The organism is Cupriavidus sp. PET2-C1 (genome assembly GCF_054515855.1).
The window spans coordinates 53,504-79,936 of sequence record NZ_CM137260.1 but is presented as its reverse complement, the minus strand read 5'-3'; the positions used below and the strand labels follow the sequence as shown (position 1 = coordinate 79,936).

24 protein-coding genes, 1 tRNA gene and 2 pseudogenes are annotated in these 26,433 nt (G+C 64.5%); 19 read left to right on the top strand and 8 right to left on the bottom strand.

Annotation, left to right across the window (positions count from 1 at the left end):
* The first annotated feature begins 4 nt into the window (after nucleotides 1–4).
* From ACX12D_RS20365 to ACX12D_RS20355, 3 genes are all read left to right on the top strand, one after another.
* Complete coding sequence (locus ACX12D_RS20365) at nucleotides 5–1,921, top strand: acyl-CoA synthetase (protein ID WP_459375335.1); 1,917 nt, start codon at nucleotides 5–7, stop codon at nucleotides 1,919–1,921.
* Nucleotides 1,918–3,567, top strand: a complete 1,650-nt coding sequence (locus ACX12D_RS20360) for a bifunctional 3-(3-hydroxy-phenyl)propionate/3-hydroxycinnamic acid hydroxylase (RefSeq protein ID WP_459375334.1) — start codon at nucleotides 1,918–1,920, stop codon at nucleotides 3,565–3,567. Before ACX12D_RS20365 ends, ACX12D_RS20360 begins: the two co-directional genes overlap by 4 nt.
* 107 nt (nucleotides 3,568–3,674) lie before the next feature.
* A complete protein-coding gene (locus tag ACX12D_RS20355; RefSeq protein ID WP_459375333.1) occupies nucleotides 3,675–4,769 on the top strand; it encodes a transporter in 1,095 nt (364 codons plus the stop codon).
* A 65-nt stretch (nucleotides 4,770–4,834) separates the two neighbouring features.
* Here the strand turns inward: ACX12D_RS20355 and ACX12D_RS20350 are convergent.
* Nucleotides 4,835–5,302 (bottom strand): annotated as a pseudogene (locus ACX12D_RS20350) (FMN-dependent NADH-azoreductase).
* Nucleotides 5,303–5,583: 281 nt separating this feature from the next.
* Here ACX12D_RS20350 and ACX12D_RS20345 point away from each other — a divergent pair.
* The 12 genes from ACX12D_RS20345 to ACX12D_RS20290 all read left to right on the top strand — a co-directional run bounded on the left by ACX12D_RS20345 (nucleotide 5,584) and on the right by ACX12D_RS20290 (nucleotide 16,424).
* A complete protein-coding gene (locus tag ACX12D_RS20345) occupies nucleotides 5,584–6,201 on the top strand; it encodes a GbsR/MarR family transcriptional regulator (RefSeq protein WP_459375332.1) in 618 nt (205 codons plus the stop codon).
* Between the two features lie 4 nt (nucleotides 6,202–6,205).
* Nucleotides 6,206–7,585 carry a cytochrome ubiquinol oxidase subunit I gene (locus ACX12D_RS20340; protein ID WP_459375331.1) on the top strand — a complete coding sequence of 460 codons (1,380 nt, stop codon included), beginning with the start codon at nucleotides 6,206–6,208 and terminating at the stop codon, nucleotides 7,583–7,585.
* Complete coding sequence (locus tag ACX12D_RS20335) at nucleotides 7,582–8,604, top strand: cytochrome d ubiquinol oxidase subunit II (protein ID WP_459375330.1); 1,023 nt, start codon at nucleotides 7,582–7,584, stop codon at nucleotides 8,602–8,604. The genes ACX12D_RS20340 and ACX12D_RS20335 overlap by 4 nt, the downstream gene beginning before the upstream one ends.
* Nucleotides 8,605–8,682: 78 nt before the next feature.
* Nucleotides 8,683–9,657: an oxygenase MpaB family protein gene (locus ACX12D_RS20330; protein WP_459375329.1), complete on the top strand. Its 975-nt coding sequence runs from the start codon at nucleotides 8,683–8,685 to the stop codon at nucleotides 9,655–9,657.
* Between the two features lie 54 nt (nucleotides 9,658–9,711).
* Nucleotides 9,712–10,332: a 3'-5' exonuclease gene (locus ACX12D_RS20325; protein WP_459375328.1), complete on the top strand. Its 621-nt coding sequence runs from the start codon at nucleotides 9,712–9,714 to the stop codon at nucleotides 10,330–10,332.
* A gap of 45 nt (nucleotides 10,333–10,377) precedes the next feature.
* Complete coding sequence (locus ACX12D_RS20320; protein ID WP_459375327.1) at nucleotides 10,378–10,992, top strand: hypothetical protein; 615 nt, start codon at nucleotides 10,378–10,380, stop codon at nucleotides 10,990–10,992.
* Between the two features lie 135 nt (nucleotides 10,993–11,127).
* Nucleotides 11,128–11,925, top strand: coding sequence for a YdcF family protein (locus ACX12D_RS20315; protein ID WP_459375326.1), 798 nt, complete (start codon nucleotides 11,128–11,130; stop codon nucleotides 11,923–11,925).
* 22 nt (nucleotides 11,926–11,947) lie between these two features.
* Nucleotides 11,948–12,508, top strand: coding sequence for a hypothetical protein (locus tag ACX12D_RS20310; protein WP_459375325.1), 561 nt, complete (start codon nucleotides 11,948–11,950; stop codon nucleotides 12,506–12,508).
* A gap of 282 nt (nucleotides 12,509–12,790) precedes the next feature.
* Nucleotides 12,791–13,036 (top strand): helix-turn-helix domain-containing protein, encoded by a 246-nt coding sequence (locus ACX12D_RS20305; protein ID WP_459375324.1) that lies wholly within the window; start codon nucleotides 12,791–12,793, stop codon nucleotides 13,034–13,036.
* Between the two features lie 500 nt (nucleotides 13,037–13,536).
* A complete protein-coding gene (locus tag ACX12D_RS20300) occupies nucleotides 13,537–14,667 on the top strand; it encodes an FAD-dependent monooxygenase (RefSeq protein ID WP_459375323.1) in 1,131 nt (376 codons plus the stop codon).
* A 48-nt stretch (nucleotides 14,668–14,715) separates the two neighbouring features.
* Nucleotides 14,716–15,579 (top strand): IclR family transcriptional regulator, encoded by an 864-nt coding sequence (locus tag ACX12D_RS20295; protein WP_459375322.1) that lies wholly within the window; start codon nucleotides 14,716–14,718, stop codon nucleotides 15,577–15,579.
* A 23-nt stretch (nucleotides 15,580–15,602) separates the two neighbouring features.
* Nucleotides 15,603–16,424 (top strand): DODA-type extradiol aromatic ring-opening family dioxygenase, encoded by an 822-nt coding sequence (locus ACX12D_RS20290; protein ID WP_459375321.1) that lies wholly within the window; start codon nucleotides 15,603–15,605, stop codon nucleotides 16,422–16,424.
* Nucleotides 16,425–16,577: 153 nt separating this feature from the next.
* On the opposite strand, the gene ACX12D_RS20285 is transcribed toward ACX12D_RS20290, so the two are convergent.
* Nucleotides 16,578–16,652 (bottom strand) — tRNA-Thr (locus tag ACX12D_RS20285).
* Nucleotides 16,653–16,946: 294 nt separating this feature from the next.
* Between ACX12D_RS20285 and ACX12D_RS20280 the strand changes: the two genes are divergently transcribed.
* The 4 genes from ACX12D_RS20280 to ACX12D_RS20265 are packed head-to-tail and all read left to right on the top strand — an operon-like array spanning nucleotide 16,947 to nucleotide 22,028.
* On the top strand, nucleotides 16,947–17,690 hold the full coding sequence (locus ACX12D_RS20280) for a DUF3348 domain-containing protein (protein WP_459375320.1): 744 nt from the start codon (nucleotides 16,947–16,949) through the stop codon (nucleotides 17,688–17,690).
* A 9-nt stretch (nucleotides 17,691–17,699) separates the two neighbouring features.
* Nucleotides 17,700–20,687, top strand: coding sequence for a DUF802 domain-containing protein (locus ACX12D_RS20275; RefSeq protein ID WP_459375319.1), 2,988 nt, complete (start codon nucleotides 17,700–17,702; stop codon nucleotides 20,685–20,687).
* Complete coding sequence (locus ACX12D_RS20270; protein WP_459375318.1) at nucleotides 20,684–21,331, top strand: OmpA family protein; 648 nt, start codon at nucleotides 20,684–20,686, stop codon at nucleotides 21,329–21,331. The genes ACX12D_RS20275 and ACX12D_RS20270 overlap by 4 nt, the downstream gene beginning before the upstream one ends.
* A gap of 43 nt (nucleotides 21,332–21,374) precedes the next feature.
* On the top strand, nucleotides 21,375–22,028 hold the full coding sequence (locus tag ACX12D_RS20265) for a DUF2894 domain-containing protein (RefSeq protein ID WP_459376611.1): 654 nt from the start codon (nucleotides 21,375–21,377) through the stop codon (nucleotides 22,026–22,028).
* Between the two features lie 16 nt (nucleotides 22,029–22,044).
* Here the strand turns inward: ACX12D_RS20265 and ACX12D_RS20260 are convergent, their stop codons facing one another.
* The 6 genes and pseudogenes from ACX12D_RS20260 to ACX12D_RS20235 all read right to left on the bottom strand — a co-directional run.
* On the bottom strand, nucleotides 22,045–22,440 hold the full coding sequence (locus tag ACX12D_RS20260) for a hypothetical protein (RefSeq protein ID WP_459375317.1): 396 nt from the start codon (nucleotides 22,438–22,440) through the stop codon (nucleotides 22,045–22,047).
* A gap of 28 nt (nucleotides 22,441–22,468) precedes the next feature.
* Nucleotides 22,469–23,785 (bottom strand): hypothetical protein, encoded by a 1,317-nt coding sequence (locus tag ACX12D_RS20255; protein ID WP_459375316.1) that lies wholly within the window; start codon nucleotides 23,783–23,785, stop codon nucleotides 22,469–22,471.
* Entirely contained in the window at nucleotides 23,766–24,458 is a 693-nt protein-coding gene (locus ACX12D_RS20250) for a hypothetical protein (RefSeq protein WP_459375315.1), read from the bottom strand. Before ACX12D_RS20250 ends, ACX12D_RS20255 begins: the two co-directional genes overlap by 20 nt.
* A gap of 15 nt (nucleotides 24,459–24,473) precedes the next feature.
* Nucleotides 24,474–24,785: a hypothetical protein gene (locus tag ACX12D_RS20245; protein WP_459375314.1), complete on the bottom strand. Its 312-nt coding sequence runs from the start codon at nucleotides 24,783–24,785 to the stop codon at nucleotides 24,474–24,476.
* 1 nt (nucleotide 24,786) lies between these two features.
* Nucleotides 24,787–25,755 (bottom strand): DUF4261 domain-containing protein, encoded by a 969-nt coding sequence (locus tag ACX12D_RS20240; RefSeq protein WP_459375313.1) that lies wholly within the window; start codon nucleotides 25,753–25,755, stop codon nucleotides 24,787–24,789.
* 67 nt (nucleotides 25,756–25,822) lie between these two features.
* A pseudogene (locus ACX12D_RS20235) lies at nucleotides 25,823–26,342 on the bottom strand (ATP-dependent Clp protease proteolytic subunit); the annotation flags it as partial.
* Nucleotides 26,343–26,433: the final 91 nt, after the last annotated feature.

Genomic DNA, 26,433 nt, shown 5'->3' with positions numbered 1-26,433 from the left:
TCTTATGAGCAGCCTTGCAATCAGCGCCATGCCAGAGGTCGTCAGGCGACTGGAGGACGTGGAACAGATCGAACGAACGCCCTGGCAGTACGTGATCCGCGCCACAAACACTTACGAGGTACTACGGACCGCTTGCGAGCGCTGGTCGGAACGCGTGGCCCTGCGGCTCCTACTGGATGGCAGCCCCTGCGCGCCGACGCGCGACGTCCGTTATGCCGAATTGCTGGAAGGCATCCATCGCGCCGCTAATACACTGCACCACCTGGGTATCACGCCGGGCGTGCCAGTCGCAATCCTGCTACCGAACCTGATCGAGAGCCACCTGGCACTATGGGGTGCCGAGGCTGCCGGCATCGCCAGCCCGATCAACCCGATGCTGGAATCCAGCTACGTTGCCCGGATCTGCGAAGAGACGGAAGCCAAGGTTGTCATCGCCCTGGGGCCCGCCACCGAAGGGAGTATCTGGGAAAAAGCCGTGGAAGTCGCGGACAGGCTGCCTCGGATCGAGACGATCCTGCAGGTCGACCCGACGGCGGCGATGGGGCGGCGTACCGGTTCCGGCGGTCACATCCCCCGCGGCAAGATGCCGAGCCGTCCCGGCGTGCAGGTGCTTGACTTCCATGACGCGCTGGCCGAATCCGACAGCACGCGGCTGATCAGCGGGCGGCGATTCACCCCCACCGAGCCGTGCGCCTATTTTCATACGGGTGGCACCACCGGGTATCCCAAGGTGGCCGTGCACAGTCACCTGAATGAAGCCGTGATGGCATGGGTCCTTCAACGGATCGACGACCGGCGCAACGTGATGCTGGCGGGGTTGCCGCTTTTCCACGTGAATGGCGCCATGGTGACCGGACTCGGTGCGCTTCACAGCGGTTCGGAAATCGTCATGCTGACAGCTGGCGGCTATCGGACGCCGGGCCTGCTGGACGCCTTCTGGGAGATTGCCAACCGATTTGGGGCCACCACGTTTTCCGCCGTGCCAACCATCCTGGCAGCACTGCTTTCCAGGCCGTTGCCTGCGGACGGGATCCTGACCTTGCGCCACGTTCTCTGTGGTGCCGCGCCGCTACCCAGTCAAGTCGCACACGAGTTTGAAGGGCTCACTGGTGTTCGCATCCACGAGGGATATGGCCTGACGGAAGGTAGTTGCGTGTCGACCGTCAACCCGCCACAAGCCACGCCCAAGGCCGGTACGGTTGGCATCCGCATTCCGTATCAGGAATTGAAGCTGTTCAAGCTATGCGCAGACGGCAGGCCCGCCGAGCTTGCCGAAGCCGGTACGACCGGCGTGATCGGCATACGCGGCCCCAATGTCTTTCCCGGTTACCTGCGGGAAGCCGACAACCGCGGCATCTGGATCGAGGGCGGATGGTTCAACACGGGCGACCTGGGCCGCCTTGACGCGGATGGATCTCTCACGCTGTGCGGCCGCGCGAAAGACCTGATTATCCGTGGCGGCCATAACATCGATCCGTCGATGATCGAGGATGCAATCGCCGCGCACCCCGCAGTCGCCATGGTTGCTGCGGTTGGGCAGCCAGACACCCATGCGGGCGAATTGCCGGTGGCCTTCGCGGTACTCAGGCCAGGCGAAAAGACTTGCACCGAAGCATTGATGGAATACGCCCGCGAGAGGATTCCTGAACGTGCGGCGGTGCCGGTGCGCATCGAAATCATGCCAGCACTACCCCTTACGGCCGTCGGCAAGGTCTCAAAGCCGGACCTGCGACTGCGCGCCATCGAGCACGTCATCCAGGCCGCGCTTGCCGGGCATGGCATGTCTGACACCCACGTTAGAGCCCGGCTCTGTCCCGAGCGCGGTACCGTGGCCGATATCTCCGGGCCGGTTGCGTCACGTCAGGCGGCAATGGCATTGGTAGCCCGCTATCCCGTGATTTCCGCATGGCAGGAGCAATGATGACGAACGCTGAGAAGACTCCGCAGGGGAGCATGCTCGATACGGATGTCCTGCTTGTTGGACTGGGGCCGGTGGGGGCGGCGCTGGCCAACCTGCTTGGCCGCTACGGGATTCGCGTCCTGGCCATCGACCGCGCCACGGAAATTTTTGCGAAGCCGCGCGCCATCGCGCTGGACAACGAGGCACTGCGCATTCTGCAGCTCGTGGGCGTAGCGGAGGGAGAATTCGCCACGGTGGCAATTCCGAAGGTGCAATACCGCTCGCCGCTGTTCGGCCGCTTTGCGCGCATCAACAGCGCGAGGATTGTCGATGGCCATCCGATGCTCGTCACGTTCTACCAGCCGGAGCTGGAGGCGGTGCTGCGCAAGAAGCTGTCAGCGTACCGCACCGTGGACGTTCGTCTCGGGGCTGAACTCCAATCCTTCGTCGATGATGGTCACCATGTGCATGCCATCGTGAAATCAGCTGGCTCGCCTGCCCTGCAGGTCAGGGCGAAGTACATGGTTGGCATCGATGGCGCAGGTTCACTGGTTCGGCGTGAGTTGGGGCTGGATTTCGAGGGCCGCACATTCCAGCAGGACTGGCTGATCGTCGACGCGCTAGGCGTACCGAATCCCATTGACCATTGCGAATTTCTCTGCGACCCGGCAAGGCCAACGCCACATATGGTCGCGCCAGGGGGGCGCCAGCGCTGGGAATTCATGTTGAAGCCGGGAGAACGTGCCGAGGAAATGGAGCGGCCAGAATCGGTGCGCAAACTGCTAGCGCCGTGGTGCGATGTTGAAAAGATCCAGATCGAACGCACCGCTGTGTATCGATTTCATGCACGCGAAGCCAAGTCGTTCTCGAAGGGTCGATGTTTCCTGGCTGGTGACGCCGCTCACATTACCCCACCTTTTGCCGGGCAAGGATTGGTGGCCGGCCTGCGAGACGTGGCGAACCTTGGGTGGAAGCTGGCGTGGGTGCTACGCGGCCAGGCGAGCGAGCAGATTCTCGACAGCTATGACCAGGAACGCCGGCCTCACGCAAGGAAGATCATCAACCTGGCGCGCTTCCTTGGGGCACTTGTCATGCCACGCAACAGAGCGGCGGCACTCGCCATTCACGGATGCATGAGCGCGATGCGGCTATTGCCACGTGGCCGTGCCCTGTTCGAAGACTTGAAAGTGAAGCCCGCAAACACGTTCGACAATGGCCTGTTTGTGCGCTTGCGCGGCACCGAAAAGCTGCGTGCAGGTTCGAGCTTTCCCCAGGGCTGGGTCCGACCGGCTGAAAGCGGAATCCCGACACTTAGCGACGATTGCCTGGGGCTTGAATGTGCAGTCATCGGATTCGGTTTCGACCCCGCAACGCGGCTGTCGCCTGAGCTCATGACGCGTTGGTCCCTCGCCGGCGGCAAGGTGTGGCAATGGTGCCAACGTGCCCAGGCGCAGCATCTCGCTCCCAAAGGCCGGCGTCTCGAAGCGCTGGATGAGGTCGTGTTGCCCCGTTTGGCCCCGCTCGACTGGATGGTGGTGGTCCGCCCGGACCGATGCGTGCTCGCCGAAGGCCCGGCCTCTCAGGCCGAGCACATCCTCCAGCGAGCCCTTGATTTGATCGATCCGCCACAGGTCCGCCTCGACATGCGCCTCCCCAAGGCCGCCTGAAGGCGCTAGCCGCCCCGCAGACAGAAAACTAACCCTCTGGGGCCACTTCATGGCGCCGGCGGGCGGGGCTTCTTTTACGTCGCTTCAATAACAAGGAGGAGACCCTTGTGTTGCAGACTTCTGTTTATCGCCTTTCCATCTCGGCCATCACTTGCCTTGCAAGCATGACCGCGCATGCCGGAGAAGACTTTCAGGTGCGGTACAACATAGCAGGCAGCATCGGAGGGGAAATGTTTGCACCCCCGGATGCCGCCGGGCTTGCAGTTGGCGTTGCAGCGACCTATATCGACATCAGAAAGGTGACCGGCAACGACGGCAACACACTGACGAAGCCGATCCCCGGTGGCGCCATTCCACTTCCGTCCCCTACCCCCGTGACGGCGTATCCCACGTATGGCGCCAATGCCGCTCAGATCCCTGCCTCAGGCACTTTCAAGCTGTTCAACCTCGGCATTGGCTACATTACCAACGCGGACTATGGCGGTGGTCGCTTCGCGTTCGGTGGCGTTCTGCCGTATGGCGTCAAATCCCAATCGGTCAGGGCTACTGCCGCAACGCCAGCCGTGCAGGCGAACCCCGCAGTCCCCGCGGCCGCGCAGCAGGCCATCGCAAGCCAGTTCGGCGCGACATATCAGTCAAACCTTGCCGGCGAAGCAGCCAGTTCCAGCGGCGACGTATCGGGCATCGGCGACCTGGAGTTGCAAGGCGGCTGGCTCTATACGACAGAACAGCTGCGCGTATTGCTGGGCGCATCCCTCGTCATTCCGACAGGACGCTATAACGCATCGCCTGCACCCGACATAGGCACCGGCAATTTCTACACGCTGCGGCCGTCGGCGCAAGTGGCCTACCTGCCGACGCCGGACATCGCCATCGCGGCAAAGGTAACCTTGGGCCTGAATACGAAGAATCGGGACAATGACCTCCGCAGCGGAAACTGGATCGGATTGGAGGGCGCGGCAGCATACAAGACTAGGATTGGTGTAATCGGACTGCACACCGTCTTCGTTCAACAATACCAAGACGACTCGAACAACCCCTGGGGCCCAAGCCGCTACCGATCCCTCAATGCCGGTGCGTTCTATACCGCGATGGTGCCTGGCATTGACGCCGCGTTGACGCTGCAATACATGGCGACAACCAGTTCGCGCAACGCAAAGGTCGGCAGTATGACCCAGATCCGTTTGATCAAGCTATTCTGACGACGATGGCAAGACAACTGTCATCGTGTCTCGCCGTTTCCCCTGGCCTGACGACTTGGTTGCACTCAGGTCGGGAGCAAATCGTCTATCTTTCGCCGTGCCTGCTCGATAGCGACTTGCCTTTGTTCGACACCGGCAGACACCCCCTCGGCGGCGACCACTTCGAGCTGGGACACGCCAACGAAGGAGAATACACTTCGAAGATAGGCTTCCGCGTGCTCCAGTGCCGCGTTGCGCGAAGCGGGGCCATAGTACCCGCCGCGTGCAACGGCCAGGATGATGCGCTTGCCGGTCACGAGTCCTTCCGCACCTCTGTCCGTTTACCGAAAGGTCTTGTCCGCGACGGCGATGCGATTGATCCAGGCCTTCAGTTGACTGGCGATACTGAAGTTGTAGAACGCGACACCAATGACCACCACGTCCGCCGCCAGGAACTCTTCCTGGATGGCGCGTCCCAACTCAACATCCCTCAGTAGCGCTGTATTGTTCGGCGCCTTGGGATCGAGGGACGCGACAAGGTATGCGCCGGACAAGTGAGGAATTGGTGAACCGGCGAGGTCACGGTATACGACATCGACTTCCGGACGACATCCCACCGCACACTCACTCACTGCGCTCGCCCGGGCTGGCCTGCTCTCTTCCGCAATCGTGTACCCATTAACTTTGAGAATCCAACCCACTAACTATGAGACGTGACACTAACTTTGAGACGTGGCAGTGACAGCAGCGACCCGTTGTCGCACCCCGCACCGCAGCACATCCCGCCTTTTCATACTAAACTTTCACAACTTCCTAAAAATTCAAAACAAACAAGATGCATCTGTCGCCCCTGATCCAGCGCTTCGTGCTTCACTTCGGTGAAATGGGCAGCCGCTGGGGCATCAACCGCACGGTTGGGCAAATCTATGCCTTGCTGTTTACCGCGTCCCGCCCGCTCAACGCCGACGAAATCGCCGAAGCGCTGGGCTTCTCGCGCTCCAACGTCAGCATCGGGCTGAAGGAGCTGGAGTCGTGGAACCTGGTCAAGCTGTCTCACCAGCCGGGTGACCGCCGCGAGTATTTCTCGGCACCTGACGATGTCTGGGCGATCTTCCGCACCCTGGCCGAGGAGCGCCGCCGGCGCGAGATCGATCCCACGTTGTCCATGTTGCGCGAGGTCCAGCTGGAGACCGTGAGCGATCCGAACGATCGCCATGCGCAGGAGCGGATGAAGGAGATGTACGGGCTGATCCTGCTGGTGACGAGCTGGTTCGGCGAGATCCAGAAGCTGGATGTGGCCACGCTGGAAAAGCTGATGAAGCTCGGCTCCAAGGTCAACAAGCTGCTGGACGTGAAGGACAAGCTCAGCCTGGCCATCGGCGGCAAATCCCGCGCCGGCACACCCCCTGCCAGTACCGTGAAAGCCAAGACGACCCGCACCCGGAAGGAGTAGTTGCATGTTCTCGTCGCTCGACCCGGTGGTGCTTGCGCGCGTGCAGTTTGCCGCCAACATCACGTTCCACATCTTGTTTCCCACCATCAGCATCTCGCTGGGCTGGGTGTTGCTGTTTTTCAAGCTGCGCTTCAATAAGACGGGCGATGATCGCTGGATGGCGGCGTACCGTTTCTGGGTGAAGATCTTTGCGCTGACCTTTGCGCTGGGCGTGGTCAGCGGCATCACCATGAGTTTCCAGTTTGGCACCAACTGGCCGGGCTATATGGAGACCGTGGGCAATGTGGCCGGTCCGCTGCTGGCCTACGAGGTGCTGACGGCGTTCTTCCTGGAGGCGACCTTCCTCGGCATCATGCTGTTCGGCATGCGCCGGGTGAGCAACCGCACGCATACCATCGCCACCTTGCTGGTGGCGGGCGGCACCACGTTGTCGGCGTTCTGGATCCTGGCGCTGAATTCGTGGATGCAAACCCCGGCGGGCTTCGAGATGATCGATGGCCGCGCGCATGTGACGAGCTGGCTGGCGGTGATCTTCAACCCGTCGTTCCCGTACCGCTTCGTGCATATGCTGCTGGCGTCGGGGCTAACTGTTGCGTTTCTGCTGGCAGGCATCTCCGCGTATCGCTGGCTGCGTGACGACCGGGCGCCGGAGGTGCTGTCGTCGCTGCGCACCGGCGTGACCATTGCCGCGGTGCTGATCCCGCTGCAGATCGTGGCAGGCGACCTGCATGGCCTGAATACGCTGCACCACCAGCCGGCCAAGATCGCCGCGATGGAGGGGATCTGGAAGACGGAGAAGGGCGCGCCCGCCGTGTTGTTCGGCGTGCCCAACGCAAGCACGCAAAGCAATGATTTCGAGATCGCCATTCCAAAGCTGGCCTCGCTCTACCTGACGCATCAAATGGATGGCGAAATCAAGGGCATCGATGCCTTTGGCGACAAGCACCCGCCGGTGGCGCCGCTATTCTTCGCCTTTCGGATCATGGTGGGTGTGGGCCTGCTGATGCTGGCGGCATCGTGGGTGGCGGCGTGGCAGTTGCGCCGTGGCGGCCAGCCTGCGCCGTGGATGGCCCGCGTGCTGATTGCCATGACCTTCTCCGGCTGGGTGGCCCTGGTGGCTGGCTGGTACGTGACCGAGATCGGCCGCCAGCCTTACCTGGTGTACGGCGTGCTGACCACCGCGCAGGCCGCGTCCAAGGTGCCGGCGGCGATGATCGCCTCCACGCTGGCGATGTACCTGGCGCTCTACCTGGCGCTGATCGCGGCCTATGTCTCGGTGGTGTTCTACCTGGCGCGCAAGGCCGGGACCGACCCGAAGGTGGACAACCCGCGGACCGAACCCTCTCAAGCCGTGTTGCCTGGCGAACTGCGGAGCGCAGAATGACCGACCTGACCCAACCCGCCGGCTGGATGCCGCTGGTGTTCCTGGCCCTGATGGGCATCTCCATGCTGGTCTACGTGATCCTGGACGGCTACGACCTGGGCGTGGGCGTGCTGCTGCGCCGCGCGGACGATGCCGACAAGGACACCATGATCGCCTCCATCGGCCCGTTCTGGGATGCCAATGAGACCTGGCTGGTGCTGGGCGTGGGCCTGCTGCTGGTGGCCTTTCCCATTGCGCACGGCGTGATCCTGACCCAGCTCTACCTGCCGGTGGCGCTGATGCTGGCGGGGCTGATCCTGCGCGGCGTGGCGTTCGACTTCCGCGTGAAGGCACGCGCGCACCACAAGCCGTGGTGGAACCGCGCGTTCTACGCCGGCTCGCTGCTGGCCGCTTTCTCGCAGGGCCTGATGCTCGGCCTGTATATCACCGGATTCCAGCACGGCTGGCCCGATCTGGCCTTTGCGGTAGTGGTGGGCCTGTGCCTGGTGGCGGGCTACTGCCTGCTGGGCGCGGGCTGGCTGATCATGAAGACCAGCGGCAGCCTGCAGCGGCGCGCCATGTACTGGGCGCGCCGCTGCCTGTGGCTGACCGGCATTGGCGTGGCGGCGATCTCGCTGGTCACGCCGATGGTAAGCCAGCGCATCTTCGACAAATGGTTCTCGCTGCCCAACATCATCCTGCTGGCGCCGATCCCGCTGGTGACGGTGGCACTGTTCATCCTCATCGACCGCCTGCTGCGGCGCCTGCCGGCCATGCACGACCGTGGCAACGACCGCTGGTGCTGGGTGCCCTTCGCCGGCACGGCGGTGATCTTCCTGATGGCGTTCAACGGCTTGGCCTACAGCATCTTCCCGTACCTGGTGGTGGACAAGATCGATATCTGGCAAGCTGCGAGCGCGCCGGAGTCGCTGGGGGTGATCCTGGTGGGCGCGGCAGTGGTGCTGCCGACCATCCTGGGTTACACGGTGTATGCCTACCGTGTATTCTGGGGGAAGGCGACCGACCTGCATTACTACTGAGCATTTGCTGATGCATTGACTGATGCATTGACTGAGCGGCGGTCGATCAACCTCGCATATCACGCACACCAGGCACCTATGAGCGGCTCGCAAGGCCAACAACCCGGCACCCCACCCTCCACGCCCCAGGCCGCCCCCCTCCCCCGGCGGCTGCTCGACCGCCTGCGCGCCCGTGCCGGCGCGCAGGTGCGGGGCCTGACCCGCAGCAACTCCGGCCTCAGCCTCGACTACGACAACCCGCCCGGGGATCCCGGCCTGTTCGGGCCGGACGCGGTCTGCTGGCGCGTGCACGCGGATTTCCCCGCAATGCTGGCCGGCGGCGTCAGCGCCCTGCTGATGCAGACCATGCATCCGCTGGCGCTGGCCGGAGTGTGGGATCATTCCACCTTCCGCACCGATATGCAGGGCCGGCTGGGCCGCACCGCGCAGTTCATCGCCGGCACCACCTACGGCAACCGCGCCGATGCACTGGCGCTGATTGACCGGGTCAGGCGCATCCACGCGGCGATCAAGGGCACGGCGCCAGATGGCCGCCCCTACGCGGCCGACGATCCGGCGCTGCTGACCTGGGTGCATGTGGCCGAGGTGTCGAGCTTTCTCACCGCCTACCTGCGTTATGTCGGCCCGCTCTCGGTCACCGAGCAGGACCGCTACTACGCGGAGGTGGCACAGATCGCCGAGCGGCTCGGCGCCACCGGCGTGCCACGCAGCGCCGACGCCATCGCCAGCTACCTGGAGCGCATGCGGCCCCAACTGGTGGTGAGCGACCGCACCCGCGAAGTGGTGCGGCTGGTCATGGCGATGCCGGTGGCCAGCCCACTGCTGGTGCCGGCGGTGCGCGTCATGGGCGACGCGGGCATTGCGCTATTGCCGCGCTGGGCGCAGCGCGAACTCGGGCTGCACGGCAGCACCGCGATCCGCCGTCCGGTCTCGCTGGCCGGGATGCGTGTGCTGGCGCCCACGTTGCGCTGGGCATTGGGCAGCGGCCTGGCAGCGCGCGCGCGGCGGCGGGCGTTGCAGCCCGCACCGGCGGCGCAGACGCAGTCGTCCTGACCCGCCACCCCGGGCGGGCGATTCACTAACAATAGGAAACAGGAAAAGAACACCATGCAGACCGTTGCGGTTCTGGATTTTGAAACGACAGGACTGTCACCGCGTCAAGGCGACCGGGCCACGGAAATCGCAGTCATGCTGCTGCGCGACGGGGAAGTCGTCGACCAATATCAAAGCCTGATGAACGCAGGCAGACGCATTCCCTCGGACGTCGTGCACCTCACCGGCATCACCAACGACATGATTGCGTCGGCACCCGCGGCGTCGAAGGTGATGCGGGAGGTGGCCCAGTTCGTCGGCAAGCATCCCGTGGTGGCCCACAACGCGGGGTTCGACCGCAGGTTCTGGCAGGCCGAGCTCTCGCTGCTGGACATGCCGGCCGACCAGACCTTCGCCTGCACGATGCTGGTTTCGCGGCGCGTCTATCCGCATGCGCAAAACCACAGGTTGTCGACGCTGGTGGATATGCTGCGCCTGCCGAAGGCCGGGCGCGCCCACCGGGCCATGGCCGACGCGCAGATGACCTGCCACCTCTGGCACCGCCTGCAGCACGATATCGCCGAGACTTACGGCATGCGCCGGGTGGATTACGACCTCATCACCCGCGTGCAGGCCACCAGCAGCGCCAAGGTGCCGGCCCTCCTGCGCTCGCTGGGCGAGAGCCAGGCTCGATGATGCGTGGGCAGAACGCCGGCAATGCACCCGTGACGCAATGACGCAATGACGCAACCTGTGCCCAAGCAGTGGTTATGGCTGGACACCGCGCTTAGCTGGATTGCCCTTCTGGGCATCCTGACGTGTCTCGGCCTGATCGACTTCCATGGAATGCGGCCACTGGACGTGGGCGGCACCCTGTTTGGCGGTAGTTTCAATCAAATGATGTATGCCGGCGCCTGGATCGCGGCGATGGCGGGCTTGCTCCTGGCAACGGCGTTTCGTCTGGCCGGGCACCGCGCAGCCTGGTGCATGGCCGGGATCGTGCAAACAGGCGCGGGGGCTTGGTGGCTGTTGCACTATCCCGTCACGCACGATGGCAACCTGTTGCTATCGCCAGAGCGGGAAGAGATTGCCGCGGCGATGCTGGTTGGCGTAGTGCTGCTGATTGGCGGGGTATTCCTGCATGTCAGAGCGGCCCGCGCACGGCGTCACCGTCCGATATCGAGCACCAAGGTGGTGGTGCGATCCGTGGTCGCCGGCGCATTGATCCTGATCTTCGTCGCCATCCCCCTCGCCAACGCGCTGCGCGCGCCGCTACCGTATTGCGCCTTCAGCAAAGCAGGCTCGCAACTGAGCGTTTGCCTGGATGCCAGTGACACGCCCGTCATTGTCGATTGATCTGAAGGCTGCATGGCCAGCCCGCCAGCGCCTGGCCTTGAATCACGCCAAAACACACATAAGCGCGCATAAACACGCATAAGCACACTTATATTCGCTAAAACATGCTGACTAACGATAGGGGTCTGAACAACAATGCATGACTTGAAGACTGGCGCATTCTGGCGGCGCGCCTGCCTTGCCCTGCTTGGCGCACTGCTGGTGGCCGATGCCATCGCCCTGATGCTGATGGGGCTGTTCAACTTTGGGGTCGTCCTCCCTCTGGCGATCGGCGCGGCCTTTCTCGCGCTGTCATGGCGCTGGGAGCGGGTAGCGCGCTGGCGCGCGGCCAGCCCACGGCGTCGATGGATCTGGGCGCTGGGCCGCACCGCATTTGCCGTTTGGCTGGTGACGCTAGGGATGTTCTTCTATTTCATCAGCGCCAGCAACGCGAACTTCCCGGCAACGGGACCTAAGGCAAACACCATCCTCATACTGGGTTCCGGCACGCCACATTGCGCCGCGTCGCCCACCCTGGCTGCACGGCTGGACAAAGGGCTGGCGCTGGCGCGGCAATGGCCGGCGGCGCGAGTCGTGGTGAGCGGCGGCCAGGATTTCGGGCTGCGGTGCAGTGAGGCGGACATCATGGCGGACTACCTGATCGCGCACGGCCTGGCACCGGAACGCCTGATCCGGGAGGACCGGAGCACCAGCACGGAGGAAAACCTGCTCTTCAGCCACCGCTTGCTTGCGCAACAGGGCGTGAGCGCCGCGGATCCACTGGTGCTGGTGACCAGTGATTTTCATCTGGTGCGCGCGAAGCGGATCGCGCATAAGGCTGGGTTCCAGGCGGTGTCTGGCGCAGGAGCGCCAACGCCGCTGTACTTGCGCTACAACGCCTGGCTGCGCGAGTATTTTGCGTTTATCAGTGGCTGGGTATTGCGTGAATTCTGACCGGAAAGCGGCAAGGAAAACGATGAAAGACCAAAGTGACGAATTGCGTGCCAGGCTCAGTCGGGAGATGCGCCCAAGAGAAACCGCAACTTACCGGAGATGGCTTGGTGCGCTCGCCATGACGCTCGGGCTTGCGCTTGCTTCGCCGCTTGCCACAGCCGATACCCTGCCCCAGGCGCAAGTCTCAAGCGCGTGCGCCCCATTTCTCATGGCGTACTTCATTGGAGAAGAACGCGAAGACCTGCTTCATATTGAACGCAAAGCCGGCGGCGAGTACGTGCTCCGGATGGATGACCAATCGGCAGAGCTCCATGTTATTTCCAAGAAGGAAGAGCTTTCCGAACTGGCCCGGCTTCTCCAGGTCGATGCGGTTGGCGACTGTGTTCTGCACAGCCCCGGCGGCCTCTACGTGAAGCTTCCGATTGGCAGCCGCGTCAACAAGACCGAGGTTGTGAAAACGGGTTATGTATTCGTCGAGATCGGCATCCAGTTTGGCGCGAAGGGCCTGAATTCCGCTGGCAAAGCCTTCATTGCCTCGATCAGCACCGTCTACCCTGTGAACCGCGAACAGGCGGTCGACTAAGCCCGACCGCCCGTGCCCGAAGCCGCCCTATGACGTCGTGCGCAGCGGCGAGCCTGCCAAGCCATTGCCAACGACGACGTTCTAGGGGCAGAGTTCGTTGCTGGCGTATGGCAGCAGATTTTGGAGTGATCAGCGCTCAGCAGTAAGCTTGCGGCTTCGGTTTCCGGCTGCGGACTGCCGCCAATGCATCGCCCCCGCTCCTCTCAAGGCCGACCGATCGAGGGGGCAGCGATTGCCTCGCTCCCCAGATACTCAACAGCCAGTTGCCCGCCAAGCTTCTAAATGCCAATAGCTTCCCCAAGGCACGGTGGTGCCGCCCCTCTTGTTCAGTTGGGATCCGCAATCAGAGAGGTCCGCCTTCAGCGTGACCTTTCCCAAGAAGAGCTTGCCCATCTGGCCGGCATCGACCGCTCCTATATGAGTTCGGTGGAACGGGGAGGACAGAATTTGGGGATGATGCATCTTTTGAGAATTGCGACTGCGCTTGAGGTTACGGTCGCGGAGTTGATGGCTGTTGCCAAGCTCTAAGCGTCAGCACTAGTCGACTCGGCAGGCCCAGCTCCACGAACAAGCCAGGCATCGGCCCGCGCTTGTACTTGGACCTGCAGCGATCAACGGCAAAACCAGCTCGAAGCTCTACGGCCTTATGACGTCGTGCGCAGCCGCGAGCCTGCCAAGCCATAACCAACGACGACGTTCCAGTGGCGGAGTTCACCGCTGGCGTATGGCAGCAGATTTCGGAGCGATCAGCGCTCAGCAGTAAGCTGCCGGCGTCGGTTTCCCGCCTGCGGACTACCGCCAACGCATCGCCCCCCCCTCCTCCCATTTCACTTCCCCTGAGGCCCCATGCGGCCTCTTTTTTCATTCCCCCTCGCGTAAACCCTCGGATTGACATCCCCACTTCGTCTTTATATTCTTTTATGAACATTACGTTCATATTTGAACATACACGCCGGCAAACGCAATCGCTGAGCAGCGAGGCGCACACCCGGGCCCACACCAAGGCGACCCCCAGAGGAACAAGCACCATGGCTTCACAAAAGATTGGCATCAACGGCGCCGGCATCGGCGGACTCGCCGCAGCGATTGCGCTGCGCAAGCTCGGGAAGGACGTGGTGGTGTTCGAGCAAGCCTCGCGCTTCGCGCGGGTCGGCGCGGACATCAACCTCACGCCCAATGCCGTGCGCGCGCTGGATGGCCTGGGCGTGGGCGAGGCATTGCGCGAGACCGCCGCGCGGCCCAGCCACCGCATCAGCCGGGTGTGGAACACCGGCGAGCAAACCTCGCGGCTGGCCATGTCCGACGAGGCGGAGATCCGCTACGGCGCGCCGCAGCTCACCATGCACCGCGGCGATCTGATGACCGCGCTGGAAGCCGCCCTGCCGGCGGCCTGCGTCAAGCTGGGCAAGAAGGCGGCGCAGATCGAGCGGCATGCGGCCGGCGCGACGCTGCATTTCGCCGATGGCACGCAGGAAGACGTGGATGTGCTGATCGGTGCCGACGGCATCCACTCGGCCGTGCGCACTGCGCTGTTCGGGCCCGAGCATCCGGTCTTCACCGGCGTGGTGGCTTACCGCGCGGTGGTGCCGGCCGAGCGCCTTGCTGGCGTGCCGAACCTGCAGACTTTCACCAAGTGGTGGGGCCCGGAGGCGACCTCGCAGATCGTCACCTTCCCCCTCAACCGCGGCCGCGAGATCTTTATCTTCGCCACGGTGGCGCAGGAAGCCTGGCGCAACGAATCCTGGACCACGCCGGGCCGCGTGGAAGACGTGCGCGCGGCCTACGCTGGCTTTCATGCCGAAGCGCGCGCGCTGCTTGATGCCTGCGACGACGTGCTGATCTCCGCGCTGTACGTGCGCGATCCGCTGCCCGCCTGGTCAGCCGGCAACGTCGTGCTGATGGGCGACGCCTGCCACCCGATGATGCCCTTCATGGCGCAAGGCGCCGGCATGGCCATCGAGGATGGCGTGGTACTGGCGCGCTGCCTGGCCGAAGCCAATGGCGACGACATCCCCAGCGCGCTCGCGCGCTACCGGGCCGCGCGCTTTGAGCGCACCAGCCGCATCCAGATCGGCTCGCGCAGCAACGCCTGGCTCAAGGAGGGCGGCAACGCGGACTGGGTGTACGATTACAACGCCTGGCAGGTAGCCCTCGGCTAAGCACCAAGTCCGCAGGCTTACCTCGCCGCCCACCCGTCCACGGAACCGATGAGCAAGAACCCCAAGCTGAACCAGCCCGCGCCCGACGCAAGCGATGCCGCCGATGCCGCCAACGGCGGCGACGAAGACAAGACGCAACTGGTCAGCCCGGTGATCCGCGCCATGCGGCTGCTGCGCTTTATCGCGGAAGGCGGCTCCACCACCAACCTGAGCGAAGTCGGCCGGCGCATCGACGTGAACCGCGTCACCGTGATGCGCCTGCTCGCCACGCTGGAGCACGAAGGCATGGTGGAGCGGCTGCCGCAGGGCGGCCACCAGGCGGGCTTCGCTCTGCTCAAGCTGGGCGCAAAGGTGCTGGCAGGCAAGGATCTCACCGTCTTTGCACGGCGCGTGCTGGCCGCCCTGAGCGAATCGCTGCAGCTCTCCGCCTATCTCGGCGTGCTGGATGGCGGCGACGTGCTCTACCTGCTGCGCGATATGCCGCAGACCTCGCTGGTCAGCAATATCCAGGTTGGCAGCCGTGTGCCGGCGCACCTCACCACGCCCGGCCGCATGCTGATTGCCGGCCTGCCGGAAGACACGCTGCGCGAGCGGCTCGGCGAGGAACCGCTGGCGACCGTCACCGGGCAAAGCCCGGCCACGTATGCCCGCCTGGGCGACATCCTCGCCGCCGACCGCGAGCGCGGCTGCGCCTGGAGCTTCTCCGCGTTCGAGCCCGGCATCGACTCTTGCGCGGCGCCCGTGTTCGACGCCAGCGGCGCCACGGTGGCTGCCATCAGCGTGGCCGGCCCGGACATTCGTTTCGAGCGCGCCCCCGATCTTCGCGAACGCGTGGAGCGCGAGGTCAAGCGCGCCGCGCGCGATCTGTCCGGCCTGCTCGGCTACGCCGCCGGGCAGCGCCACCCACACTGACACCACGTCAACAGGAGGCTCGGATGACAACGCCTGCACTCCCTACGTTCTTCATCTCGCACGGCGGCGGGCCCTGGCCCTGGATGGAAGCCCAGATGGGCGGCCGCTACGACAAGCTCAAGGCCGCGCTGCAGCAGATGCCCCAGCTGGTGCAGCGCACGGGCATTGCGCCCAAGGCCGTACTGATGATTTCAGCGCACTGGGAGGAGCCGGAGTTCACGGTCATGGCCAACCCGAAGCCGCCCATGATCTATGACTACTACGGCTTCCCGGATTTCACCTACCGGATTCAGTACGCGGCACCGGGCGCACCGCAGCTCGCCGCGCGCGTGCAGGGCTTGCTCGATAACGCCGGCCTGGCGGCGCGGCTCGATCCGCTGCGCGGCTTCGACCATGGCATGTTTGCGCCGATGGCCGCCATCTATCCCAACGCCGACATGCCGACCGTGCAGCTCTCGCTCAAGCGCGGGCTCGATCCGCAAACGCATCTCGCACTCGGGCGAGCGCTGGCGCCGCTGCGCCACGAAGGCATCCTCATCGTCGGCAGCGGGCTGAGCTACCACAACCTGCGCGCATTCGGCCCCGCAGGGAAAGCGCCATCGGCCGCGTTCGATGCCTGGCTCCAGCAAGCGCTGACGACGACCACCCCTGCGCAGCGCACCGCCGCGCTAACGGGCTGGGAGAGCGCGCCCGCCGCCCGGCAGGCCCATCCGCGAGAAGAGCACTTGTTGCCATTGATGGTCGCCGTGGGCGCGGCCGAAGACGACATTGCCACGCGCGTCTACCACGAAGACGACTTCGCTGGCGGCATTACCGTGTCGAGCTTTATGTTTGGGGGAAGCTGAAACCTGAAACGAGGAACGAGAAGCTTGAAACTTGAAGGCAGCCGGTGCGGTGATTCCGCATTGGCGAGCGTGGCGTGGGCCGGGAGGAACAGCTTGTCGGCACCAGCTAGCTTTGACAGCCCGCGCGAAGAACGCGAACCTGGGGAAAAGACATGGTGCCCATGGGCAGGATCGAACTGCCGACCTCTCCCTTACCAAGGGAGTGCTCTACCACTGAGCCACATGGGCAACGATTGCAAATTACAATCACTGCAAGTTGCCTTACTACCAAAAAAATACTCTAAGCCATTGATTCTTAAGGAGTTTTTTGGCCTCCCGCCGAATCAATGGACTGCATTATGGACTAATCGCCCCTGCTCGGCAACCCCTTAATGGCGAAAGTTTCCATCTCTGTTCCGGCCGAAAAATCTCGCGGCATGTGAATCTGATGTGACTCTGCCTGGGTATTCGCAATTCAAAGCGAAATGCGATAGGTCCACCCCTCGCTGGCGTGTAAACTGCAGGGTTTTTGATTCAGCCGGTATGGTGCAAGCTCCACAGCACACAGGTTGCAGCGGCCCGACGCTCATTCGCTTGCTTGCGCGCCTAGCGGACGTCGATGTTCCCGAACCCAGACAATCGCTCTCGGACCGACTGAGCCAGTGGCTCGGCTGGGCCGACGCCATCGAACTGTCCACGGCCCTGAACGGCAACCCGCCGCCGGTAGCCCCCGGCGCGCGCGCCTTCGGCAGCGCCGAGGCGCTTGCGTGCGACCGTGTGCGAGCCGCGCTGGCGAATGCCATCGCAGGCGATGGCGCCGTTGCCTCCGCCAAGCGGCGCGGGCAACCGCAGGCGCCTGCCCAGGGAGACTCCACGGAGGCAGCGGTCGATTACGCGACGTATCGTCAGCGTTATCTCTCGATGCAGCAGACGATGGAGACCGAGATCGGCAGCTTGCGCGGCCGCCTGCGGGCGATGCTGGCCGCCAGGACGCCCGCCCTGTCGCAGCTCGCGGCGGTGGATGCTGTCATGGAGGGGGCACTGGGTGCGCGCGAGCGCAGCCTGCTTGGTGGCGTGCCCGCATTGCTGGAAGGCCACTTCGCGCGCTTGCGCCAGGCCGAGCAGGCAACGCTGGCCGACGCCCAGGCCGCGGGCGAGCCTGCGGCGGTCACTTCCGGCGCATGGCTGGACGTGTTCCGCAGGGATATGCGCAGCGTACTGCTTGCCGAACTGGATATTCGTTTACAACCGATCGAAGGGCTGCTTGCCGCCCTTCGCTCCAGCTAACAGGACGCCATGTCCAGATATCTTAATTTCGCTGTTTTTCTGGCCGGTCTGGCCGCGGTGTGCTGGATCGGCGTCGGCTATGCCGGCTCGAACACCCTGGCGCTGGCTGTCACCGTGCTGATCGGCGCCTGCTACGTGGCAGGCGCGCTCGAGCTGCGGCGCTATCACGAGGCCACGTCCACCTTGGCGCGGGCCGTAGCGGGCCTGTCCGAGCCGCCGGCCAGCCTGGATGCCTGGCTGGCGCTATTGCCTGCCAGCCTGCGCAATGCGACGCGCCTGCGCATCGAAGGTGAGCGCGTGGGCTTGCCGGGGCCGTCGCTCACGCCGTATCTGGTGGGCTTGCTGGTGTTGCTGGGCATGCTGGGTACGTTCCTGGGCATGGTGGCCACCCTGAAAGGCACCGGCATGGCGCTGGAAAGCGCGACGGACTTGCAGGCCATCCGCGCCTCGCTGGCCGCGCCGGTCAAGGGCCTGGGATTTGCATTCGGCACTTCGGTCGCGGGCGTGGCCACCTCCGCGATGCTGGGACTGCTTTCGACGTTGTGCCGGCGCGAGCGCACGCAAGCGGCGCAGAGGCTCGACACCAGGATCGCGACAACATTGCGCATCTACTCGCTGTCCCACCAGCGCGAGGAGACCTTCAAGCTCCTGCAACGGCAGGCCGAGGTGATGCCCGCCTTGGTCGATCGGTTGCAGGCCATGATGGCGGCCATGGAACAGCAGAGCCTGGCCTTGCACGAGCGCCAGCTCGCCAGCCAGGACGCTTTCCACGGCAAGACCGAAGCCGCGTACACCCGCCTGGCGTCCTCCGTGGAGCAATCCTTGAAGGAGAGCGTCGCCGATAGCGCCCGCGCCGCCGGTGCAGCGCTCCAGCCGGCCGTGGAGGCCACCATGGCGAGCCTCGCGCGCGGAACGGCCGCGCTGCAAGACACCGTCACGCAGGCCGTGCAGCGGCAGCTCGATGGCCTGTCGACCGGATTCGAGGCGACCACCACCACCGTGGCGGGCATCTGGAACGATGCGCTGGCGGGACACCAGCGATCGAGCGAAGCGCTTACCCAGGACCTGCGCACCTCGCTGTCCCAGTTCACCGACACCTTCGAACAACGCTCCGCAGGCCTGCTGGAGGGCGTCTCCACCCGCCTGGAAGCCACGACCGGCAGCCTGTCGGCAGCCTGGAACAACGCGCTTTCCCAGCACGAACGCGTCAGCCAGAAAATGGCGGGCGACAATCAAAACGCTTTGGCGGCGGCCGCGGCGAGCCTGGAGCAGCAATCGACAGCACTGGTGCGCACGGTAGGCCAGTCGCATGCGGACCTGCAAGCGGAACTGGCAGCGCGGGACCAGCAGCGGCTGGCGGCCTGGGCCGATACGCTCGGCACGCTGGCCGCGACGCTGCGCAAGGAGTGGGAGCTGACGGGCGCGCACACCGCGAGCCGGCAGCAGGAAATCTGCGACACGCTGGCGCAGAACGTGCGCGACATTTCCGCCCAGACGCAAGCACACGCCAGCAACACCCTCGTCGAGATCGACCGGCTCGTGCAAGCCGCTTCGGCGGCCCCCAAGCTGCTGGACAGCGTCTCCGCCCGCCTGGAAACGGCAACGAGCGGCATGTCGGAAGCATGGAACAATGCACTCTCCCAGCACGAACGCGTCAGCGAAAAACTAGCGGGCGACAACCAGCACGCGCTGGCGGCAGCCGCGGCGACGTTCGAGCAGCACTCGGTGTCGCTGGTGCGCACGGTAGGCCAATCGCATGCGGACCTGCAAGCGGAACTGGCAGCGCGGGACCACCAGCGGCTGGCGGCCTGGACCGATACGCTCGGCACGATGGCGGCAACGCTGCGCCAGGAATGGGAGCAGGCAGGCACGCACAATGTCAGCCGGCAACAGGAAGTCTGCGACACGCTGGCGCAAACCGCGCGCGACATCTCGGCCCAGACGCAAGCGCACGCCAGCAACACCGTCGCCGAGATCGACCGGCTCGTGCAAGCCGCTTCAGCGGCCCCCAAGCTGCTGGACAGCGTCTCCGCCCGCCTGGAAACGGCAACGAGCGGCATGTCGGAAGCGTGGAGCAATGCGCTCTCCCAGCACGAACGCGTCAGCGAAAAACTGGCGGGCGACAACCAGCACGCGCTGGCGGCGGCCGCGGCGACATTCGAGCAGCACTCGGCGTCGCTGGTGCGCACCGTGGGCCAGTCGCATGCGGACCTGCAAGCGGAACTGGCAGCGCGGGACCAGCAGCGGCTGGCAGCCTGGAGCGATACGCTCGGCACGATGGCGGCAACGCTGCGCCAGGAGTGGGAGCAGGCAGGCACGCACAATGTCAGCCGGCAGCAGGAAATCTGCGACACGCTGGCGCAATCCGCGCGCGACATCTCGGCCCAGACGCAAGCGCACGCCAGCAACACCATCGCCGAGATTGCCCGGCTCGTGCAAGCCGCTTCGGAAGCCCCCAAGGCAGCGGCCGACGTCATTGGTGAACTGCGCCAGAAGCTCTCCGACAGCATGGCCCGCGACAACGCGATGCTGGAGGAACGCGGCCGCTTGCTGGAAACACTGGAAACACTGCTCGATGCCGTGAACCATGCCTCCACCGAGCAGCGCACGGCCGTCGACGCGCTGGTCGGCACGACGGCGGATCTGCTGGACCGTGTCGGCACCCGGTTCACCGACAAGGTCGAGGCTGAAGCCGGGAAGCTGGAAGCCGTCGCCGCGCAGGTCACCGGCAGCGCTGTCGAGGTGGCAAGCCTGGGCGAAGCCTTCGGCATGGCGGTGCAGCTGTTCGGCGAGTCGAACGACAAGCTGGTGGCCCACCTCCAGCGCATCGAAGCCGCGCTGGACAAGTCCGTCGCGCGTAGCGACGAACAGCTTGCCTATTACGTCGCACAGGCCAGGGAAGTCATCGACCTGAGCATGCTGTCGCAGAAGCAGATCGTCGAAAACCTGCAACACCTCGCAGGACAGCGGGCGCCCGCCAGCGCCGAAGCGGCATGAGCGAGGAGATCGACGCCGGCGTGGAGCCGGCCGTGCCAATCTGGGCCGTCTTCGGCGACCTGATGTCGGTACTGCTGGGCGCCTTTGTACTGATCCTGGTGAGCGTCATCGGCGTGCAGCTGGAACTCTCGACCAGGCTGGAGGAGGAAGTCAAGCAGCGGCAGGTGGAGAAGCATCGCCGCGAGGCCCTTGAGCAAGCGCTGGCCGGCCCGCTGGCGGCGGGCCGGGTGACGCTGGTCAACGGGCGCATCGGCATCAAGGGCAGCGTGTTGTTTGCCCTCAACTCCGATCAATTGCAGCCCGAAGGCCGGGAAGTGTTGAAGAGCCTGGCCGCGCCGCTGTCCGCTTACCTCCAGGCCCGCGAGGAGATCCTGATGGTGAGCGGATTTACCGACGACCGCCAGATGCGCGAGGCCAACCGCCGCTTTGCCGACAACTGGGAGCTGTCGGCCCAGCGCGCGTTGACGGTAACCCGCGCGTTGATCGATGAAGGCGTCCCGCCCTCCTCGGTGTTTGCGGCCGCCTTCGGCGCCGAGCAGCCCGTGACCTCGAATGCCAACGACGAGGGACGGGCCAAGAACCGACGCGTGGAGATCGCGCCAATCCCGAGGCCGTCCAACGAAACGGGGAAGCCGCGTGAGTAGTGGCGAAATAGGTGGCGAAATAGGCGGCGAAATCGGTGGCGAGATTGGTGCCGAAAGCCGCGACGCCCTTGCCACACTCGACGCATGGCGCGCGCGTGGCGCCGATCGCCTGAATCCTGTCCGCTTTCGATTCATCGAGGCGCTGGCCCGGCGGGCGGCCGCCCACAGCGGCGATGCGCGACGCATCCTCGACGGCAGGCTGGCCAATCTGCTCGAGGCCTATGCCGGCGATCTTGAAAGCACCGAATGCAAAGACCGCAATGTCGGCGGCACGGCATCGCCGGGCGCTCCCCCTCGCGGGCCGCTGGCCGGACTGATCAACTACATGGCCATCCGGGCGCCGGCGGATCGCGGCGCCCCCGCAACGATTGCAGCCGTACCCCGCCGCGCGTCCCTACCGGATATGGAGGTGCTCGACTACTTCCGGGAAACCTGGTCCAGGGTCAGCACCGATCGACGGTTGCGGCAGTCGCTGGAGCAAGTGCCCGACAATGCCGGCCCACTCAATTCGAGCCGCCTCGTGCATCGCTCGCTCTCACTGATGCGCGAACTGTCGCCTGAATATCTCCACCAGTTCTTGTCGTACGTCGACGCCTTGTCGTGGATGGAGCAGATGAACGGCGGCGGCGCCATGGCGGGCAAAGACGCGCCGCGCGCAGGGAGCATCAAGCCGAGCGCACGCGGCAGGCCACGCTAGCGCAGTTGGGGGCGGGTCAATATCGGCTTGATTCGCCCCTGCGAGCCGTACGATGCCACGCCACAGGCGAGAGCAGCAGCACCGTCAGCAGGAACGCCACCTGCGAAAGGTAGAACGGCTCGAACCACTGCCGATTCAATGCGACGTAGAACGTGTTGTGAACGACGTCGACAATGATGATTGCCGCTGTGAGCGCAATGCCCACCCTTGGTTTGATGAAAAGAAGCAGCACCGCCAACGGATCAGCAATCGTCAGCGCTCCCCAGAACACCCGGCTGGCCCAGTACGCGCCATTCCCATAGCCGTAGTCCCAGAGAAAGCCATGTTGAACGACCGCCAGCACATGATTGGCCGTCGCGACCAAAAGACAGCAGGCAAATAGAAAACGGATGGAGAATGAAACGCTCGGCATGGCTTGATCTGTTTACGTGGCCATATAACTAGCGATTGCCCGTGGCGATTGGCTGCGCTTCGCAAGCCTGCGCCGTGCGTTCCGCTGTATCGGCGCACTGGCGCCACACCGCCTCCGGCATCGCCGCCACCAGTACCAGGTCCTGCCCCGGCGCATAGTTCCAGAACACCCGGCCCGGACGCGCGCGCGCGGCTTCCCAGATCTTGCGTTTCTGCTGCGCGGTAAGGCGGATGTCGCTGCCCTGCCCGCTGTTGCCGGAGGCGAGCACCTCGCGCTGCCCTGCGCTGAACGCCATGATGTCGCCCGCGGTCTCGTCGCCAGGCAGCAGCAGGATTCGCCATGGGTAATGCCAGGACTCCACCGACGGAACACGCCAGTCCGGGCCGTTCAGCACCATGGTGTATTGCGCGGGATTGCTCGCGGCATAGCTTGAGTCATGCCCACGCTGGGCACCCAGGCTTTCGGGCAAGCGATAAGGCAGGCCTACGTTCATCGACGCGTAGCCCTCGCTCGGGCCTTCCCTGATATACAGGTGCAGCGGCTTGCCTTGCGCATCGAAGGTGCGCACCTGTACGCGCCGCCCATGGGGATCGCGCTGGATCATGCGCAGCAGGTGGCCATCGGCATCATGCACATAGCGCAGCGCGGCCGTCTCGCCGGAGCCGGACTCGCATGCACCTTCGCCCGACGAGGCAAGCCAGCCCGCCTTGTCGTAGCGTAGGCAATGCTGGCTGGACAGCTTCGGCGGCGCGTCGTCCTCGCTGTCAACCGTGTCGAAGCCAGCCAGGCGTGCCGCGCCGTCGTAGCGCAGTACGAGCGTGCGCTCCAGCTTGTAGTCTTCAGGCCCGGCCGCACGCGCATCGTCGGCACGATTGCCCGGCCGGCCGTGCCGGCGCTCCGATGCGTAGCGAAGGCTCTGTGCCGGACTCAGCAGCGCCTCGCGCCTTTGTTCGAACGCCTCGGTAAAGCGGTACTGCTCCACGCGGCACAGGTGGCGCGCGTTGTCGCCCGCGCCATCGAAGTACAGCACGGTTGGGCCCACGCGCTTGTCCGCAGGCAGGCCGTAGACCGACCAGTCGACCTGCTCAGCCCATAGCGAAACCCGTGCGCGGCCAGAAATGGAGATGCGCAGCGGCGCCTCCAGGTTGTCCGACTTGACGCGCGCACCATCCAGGCCCAGCAGCGTGCCCGCGTCTTCCAGCGGAAAGTCCACCACAACCCGCGTCATCGCAGCGGCGGCGCTGGCTGCCGGATCGCACACGGCGTGAGCGACCGGCGAGACGGAAAGCGCGAGCAGCAGTGCCAGCATTTGCACCGGGCTCGGCTTATTGAAATTGCGTGGCATGGAGGTAGGACACCAGGTTCCAGAACTCGGCGCTGACGCCGCCCAGGCGCAACGCGCCGCTCTTGTCATCCATCAGCAGGAAGGGATAGGCCCGCCGCTCGAACCTGCCCGCCGGTGGCAGGCGGTACGGCTCGAAGCGCTTGGGGTCGCTGAAGTAGCGCTCCGTGGTGTCGCCACCGCCGCCGTTGATGTGCATATACCAGACGCTAAGGTTGTGCGCGCCGATCGTCGCCTCATTTTCCGGATAGATGCCGCCCTCACCCGCCGGCACTGAGTCGCGCAGCAGGTTGAAGAAGATACGCCCAGCACCCACCACCGCGAAGCCGCTGCCCGCGCTAATGTCGCTCTGTTCTGCCAACGCCTTCAGTAGCGGCACGGCACGCGATTTCGGCACGACTGACTTTGAGAAAACCTGCTCGATCTGTGCCTCGGTGATCTGCGCGCCCGCATTGCGCCGCTGCTGCAGCGTGGCGAAGTCCGTTTCGAATTGCTGCCGCCATGCGCGGTAACGCTGCGCTTGTGCCGCGCGATCGAACTGCTGAGCGGTTGCAGACGTTGTGAACAGGAGAGCGAGCATCCAGAAAGCCAGCGCCCGGATGCCTGCGCGCTTGCCAAGTCGTGTTCTCATGATATCGACGGCGAAGTGGTTCTTCGGTTGGGCGGCGCGGCGCATTGGTTCATCCGCGCATCAACCCGTTCTTCGATGGATGGCGCGCCGCATGAAAAGCGTTGCCAGCATGCCAATCAGATAGCCGCCGCCGGCAGCCACGCTGATGAACAAAACCAGAATGCCTGAGTACGGCCGCCCCCAAATTGTCGCGACGGCAAATGCTGCGATTGCCATGCTGCCTGGCAAAACCACGCGCCATATGATCGAGCGCAGCCGCACGCTCCCGACGGCCGCGGAAATGACCCCCACAAGCAGGCCGAGGCCAAACACGATGTCTTCGATGTCTACTCTCCGTTGAGTGTGTTGCTGATGCGTTCCCGGCAGCGCCATGCTACAGATCGATCTGATTGATCTGCTCCTCCGTAATCACCTCTGCAACCAGCACCTTACCGGGGCCATCCAGGAAATACTCCACCTCGGCCGGCTCACGCAGTTTCATATAGGTGGATTCGCCGATTTGCATGGTATGCCCGGCCGCCAACTCCGCACCGCTCTCCATCATATAGCCCATGATGTTGTTGAAGATGTCGGCATACCGCTGGCCCTCTTCGTGCCCACTGGCAAGCACGGCGAAGTCGGGGAGTCCGAACAGGTCGCCGCCATAGGTGCGCATCCACACGCCCTGTACATCCTGCACTTCATACTTGACGAATCCGCAGTAGAGGGCATTGAGCGGCAGGCTGCGCAGCAATTCCAGGCTCTCGCTGCCAAGGCTGTCTGGCGCAAGGATACCGGCGGGCAGTGAGGTGCGCGCGTGTTCGTTTAACACCGCCAGGGCACCGAAGCCCGCCAGGGCGCCGGCTACGGCGGCGAGCGCTACGTACTGCTCCAGCGGATTGTCGTCAAAACCCGCGTAGTACAGGATGATGTGGCTGGTGTGCGCACGTACCTCGTCCTTGACCTCCGCCGGGTAGGCCGCGGGCGCCACGCAGGCTTCGAGCGAGTCCCGGGGATAGGGCGCATCGAAACCAATTAGCCGCACCACGTGCTTGCCCCAGCCGATGAGTCCGAACAACTCCTGCATGTCTGGGGCAATCTCGGCGCGTGCCTTGCTCATGGAGGGATGAAAGGCGCGCAAGGCGGTCGTCAACGCGGCTGCCTGCGTCGTGAGCGGTCCGGCGAACAGCACCTGCAGGCTGAGCGGATTCTCAATAGCGGCGTTGGCGCTCAGGGCGGTGGCGTCGGCGGATTCGTCAGCGCGTCCGAAGTAGCGGGAGAAGATGTTCATGTGTTGTACGGGCAGGAGCAAGGTAAGCGCGATACTCGGGCATCGCGCCGCCAGTTTACAGGCTGCGATCACGGCTGTCGCCTTCCCACATCAAGATCGGAGTTCTCCTGGCCGGCGCCAGGAAGCTCGGCTCGCGCTCTCACCGTAACGGTGCCAGTTCCCGTTGCGTGAGGACGCGGTCGATCAGCCCCCATTCCAGCGCTTGCTCCGATGTCATGTAGCGGTCCCTGTCAAGGGTGCGCTCGACCTCCTCGTAGGTGCGCCCGCAATGCTCGGCATAGAGCCGGGTGACACGATGCTTGGTCCGCTGCATCTCCTCGGCATGAATGAGGAAATCCGACGCCTGCCCTTGAAACCGCCCAGCGGCTGATGGACGTGCAGACTCGTATTGGGTGCGCTGCCCTTTCGCCTGGCTCACCCGCCATCAGCAGAAATGAGCCCATGGAGCGCGCGGTCCCCATGCACAGCGTATGCACCGGCGCTTTGATGTATCGCATGGTGTCATACATGGCGAGCCCGCTGGTAATGACTCCACCGGGCGAGTTGATGTAGAGATGGATAGGCTTCGCCGGATTCTCGGCTTCGAGGAGCAGCAGCTGCGCACAGACCAATGCGGATACCGCATCGTTGACCTCACCGTTCAGAAAGACGATTCGCTCGAAGCGCCGCCCCGGCTATTCAGCCTCGCCAGCCTGCAGCGAAAAGCTTCTAGCCCTCTACTCCGCAAAAAATGCCTCCAGCGACACCATC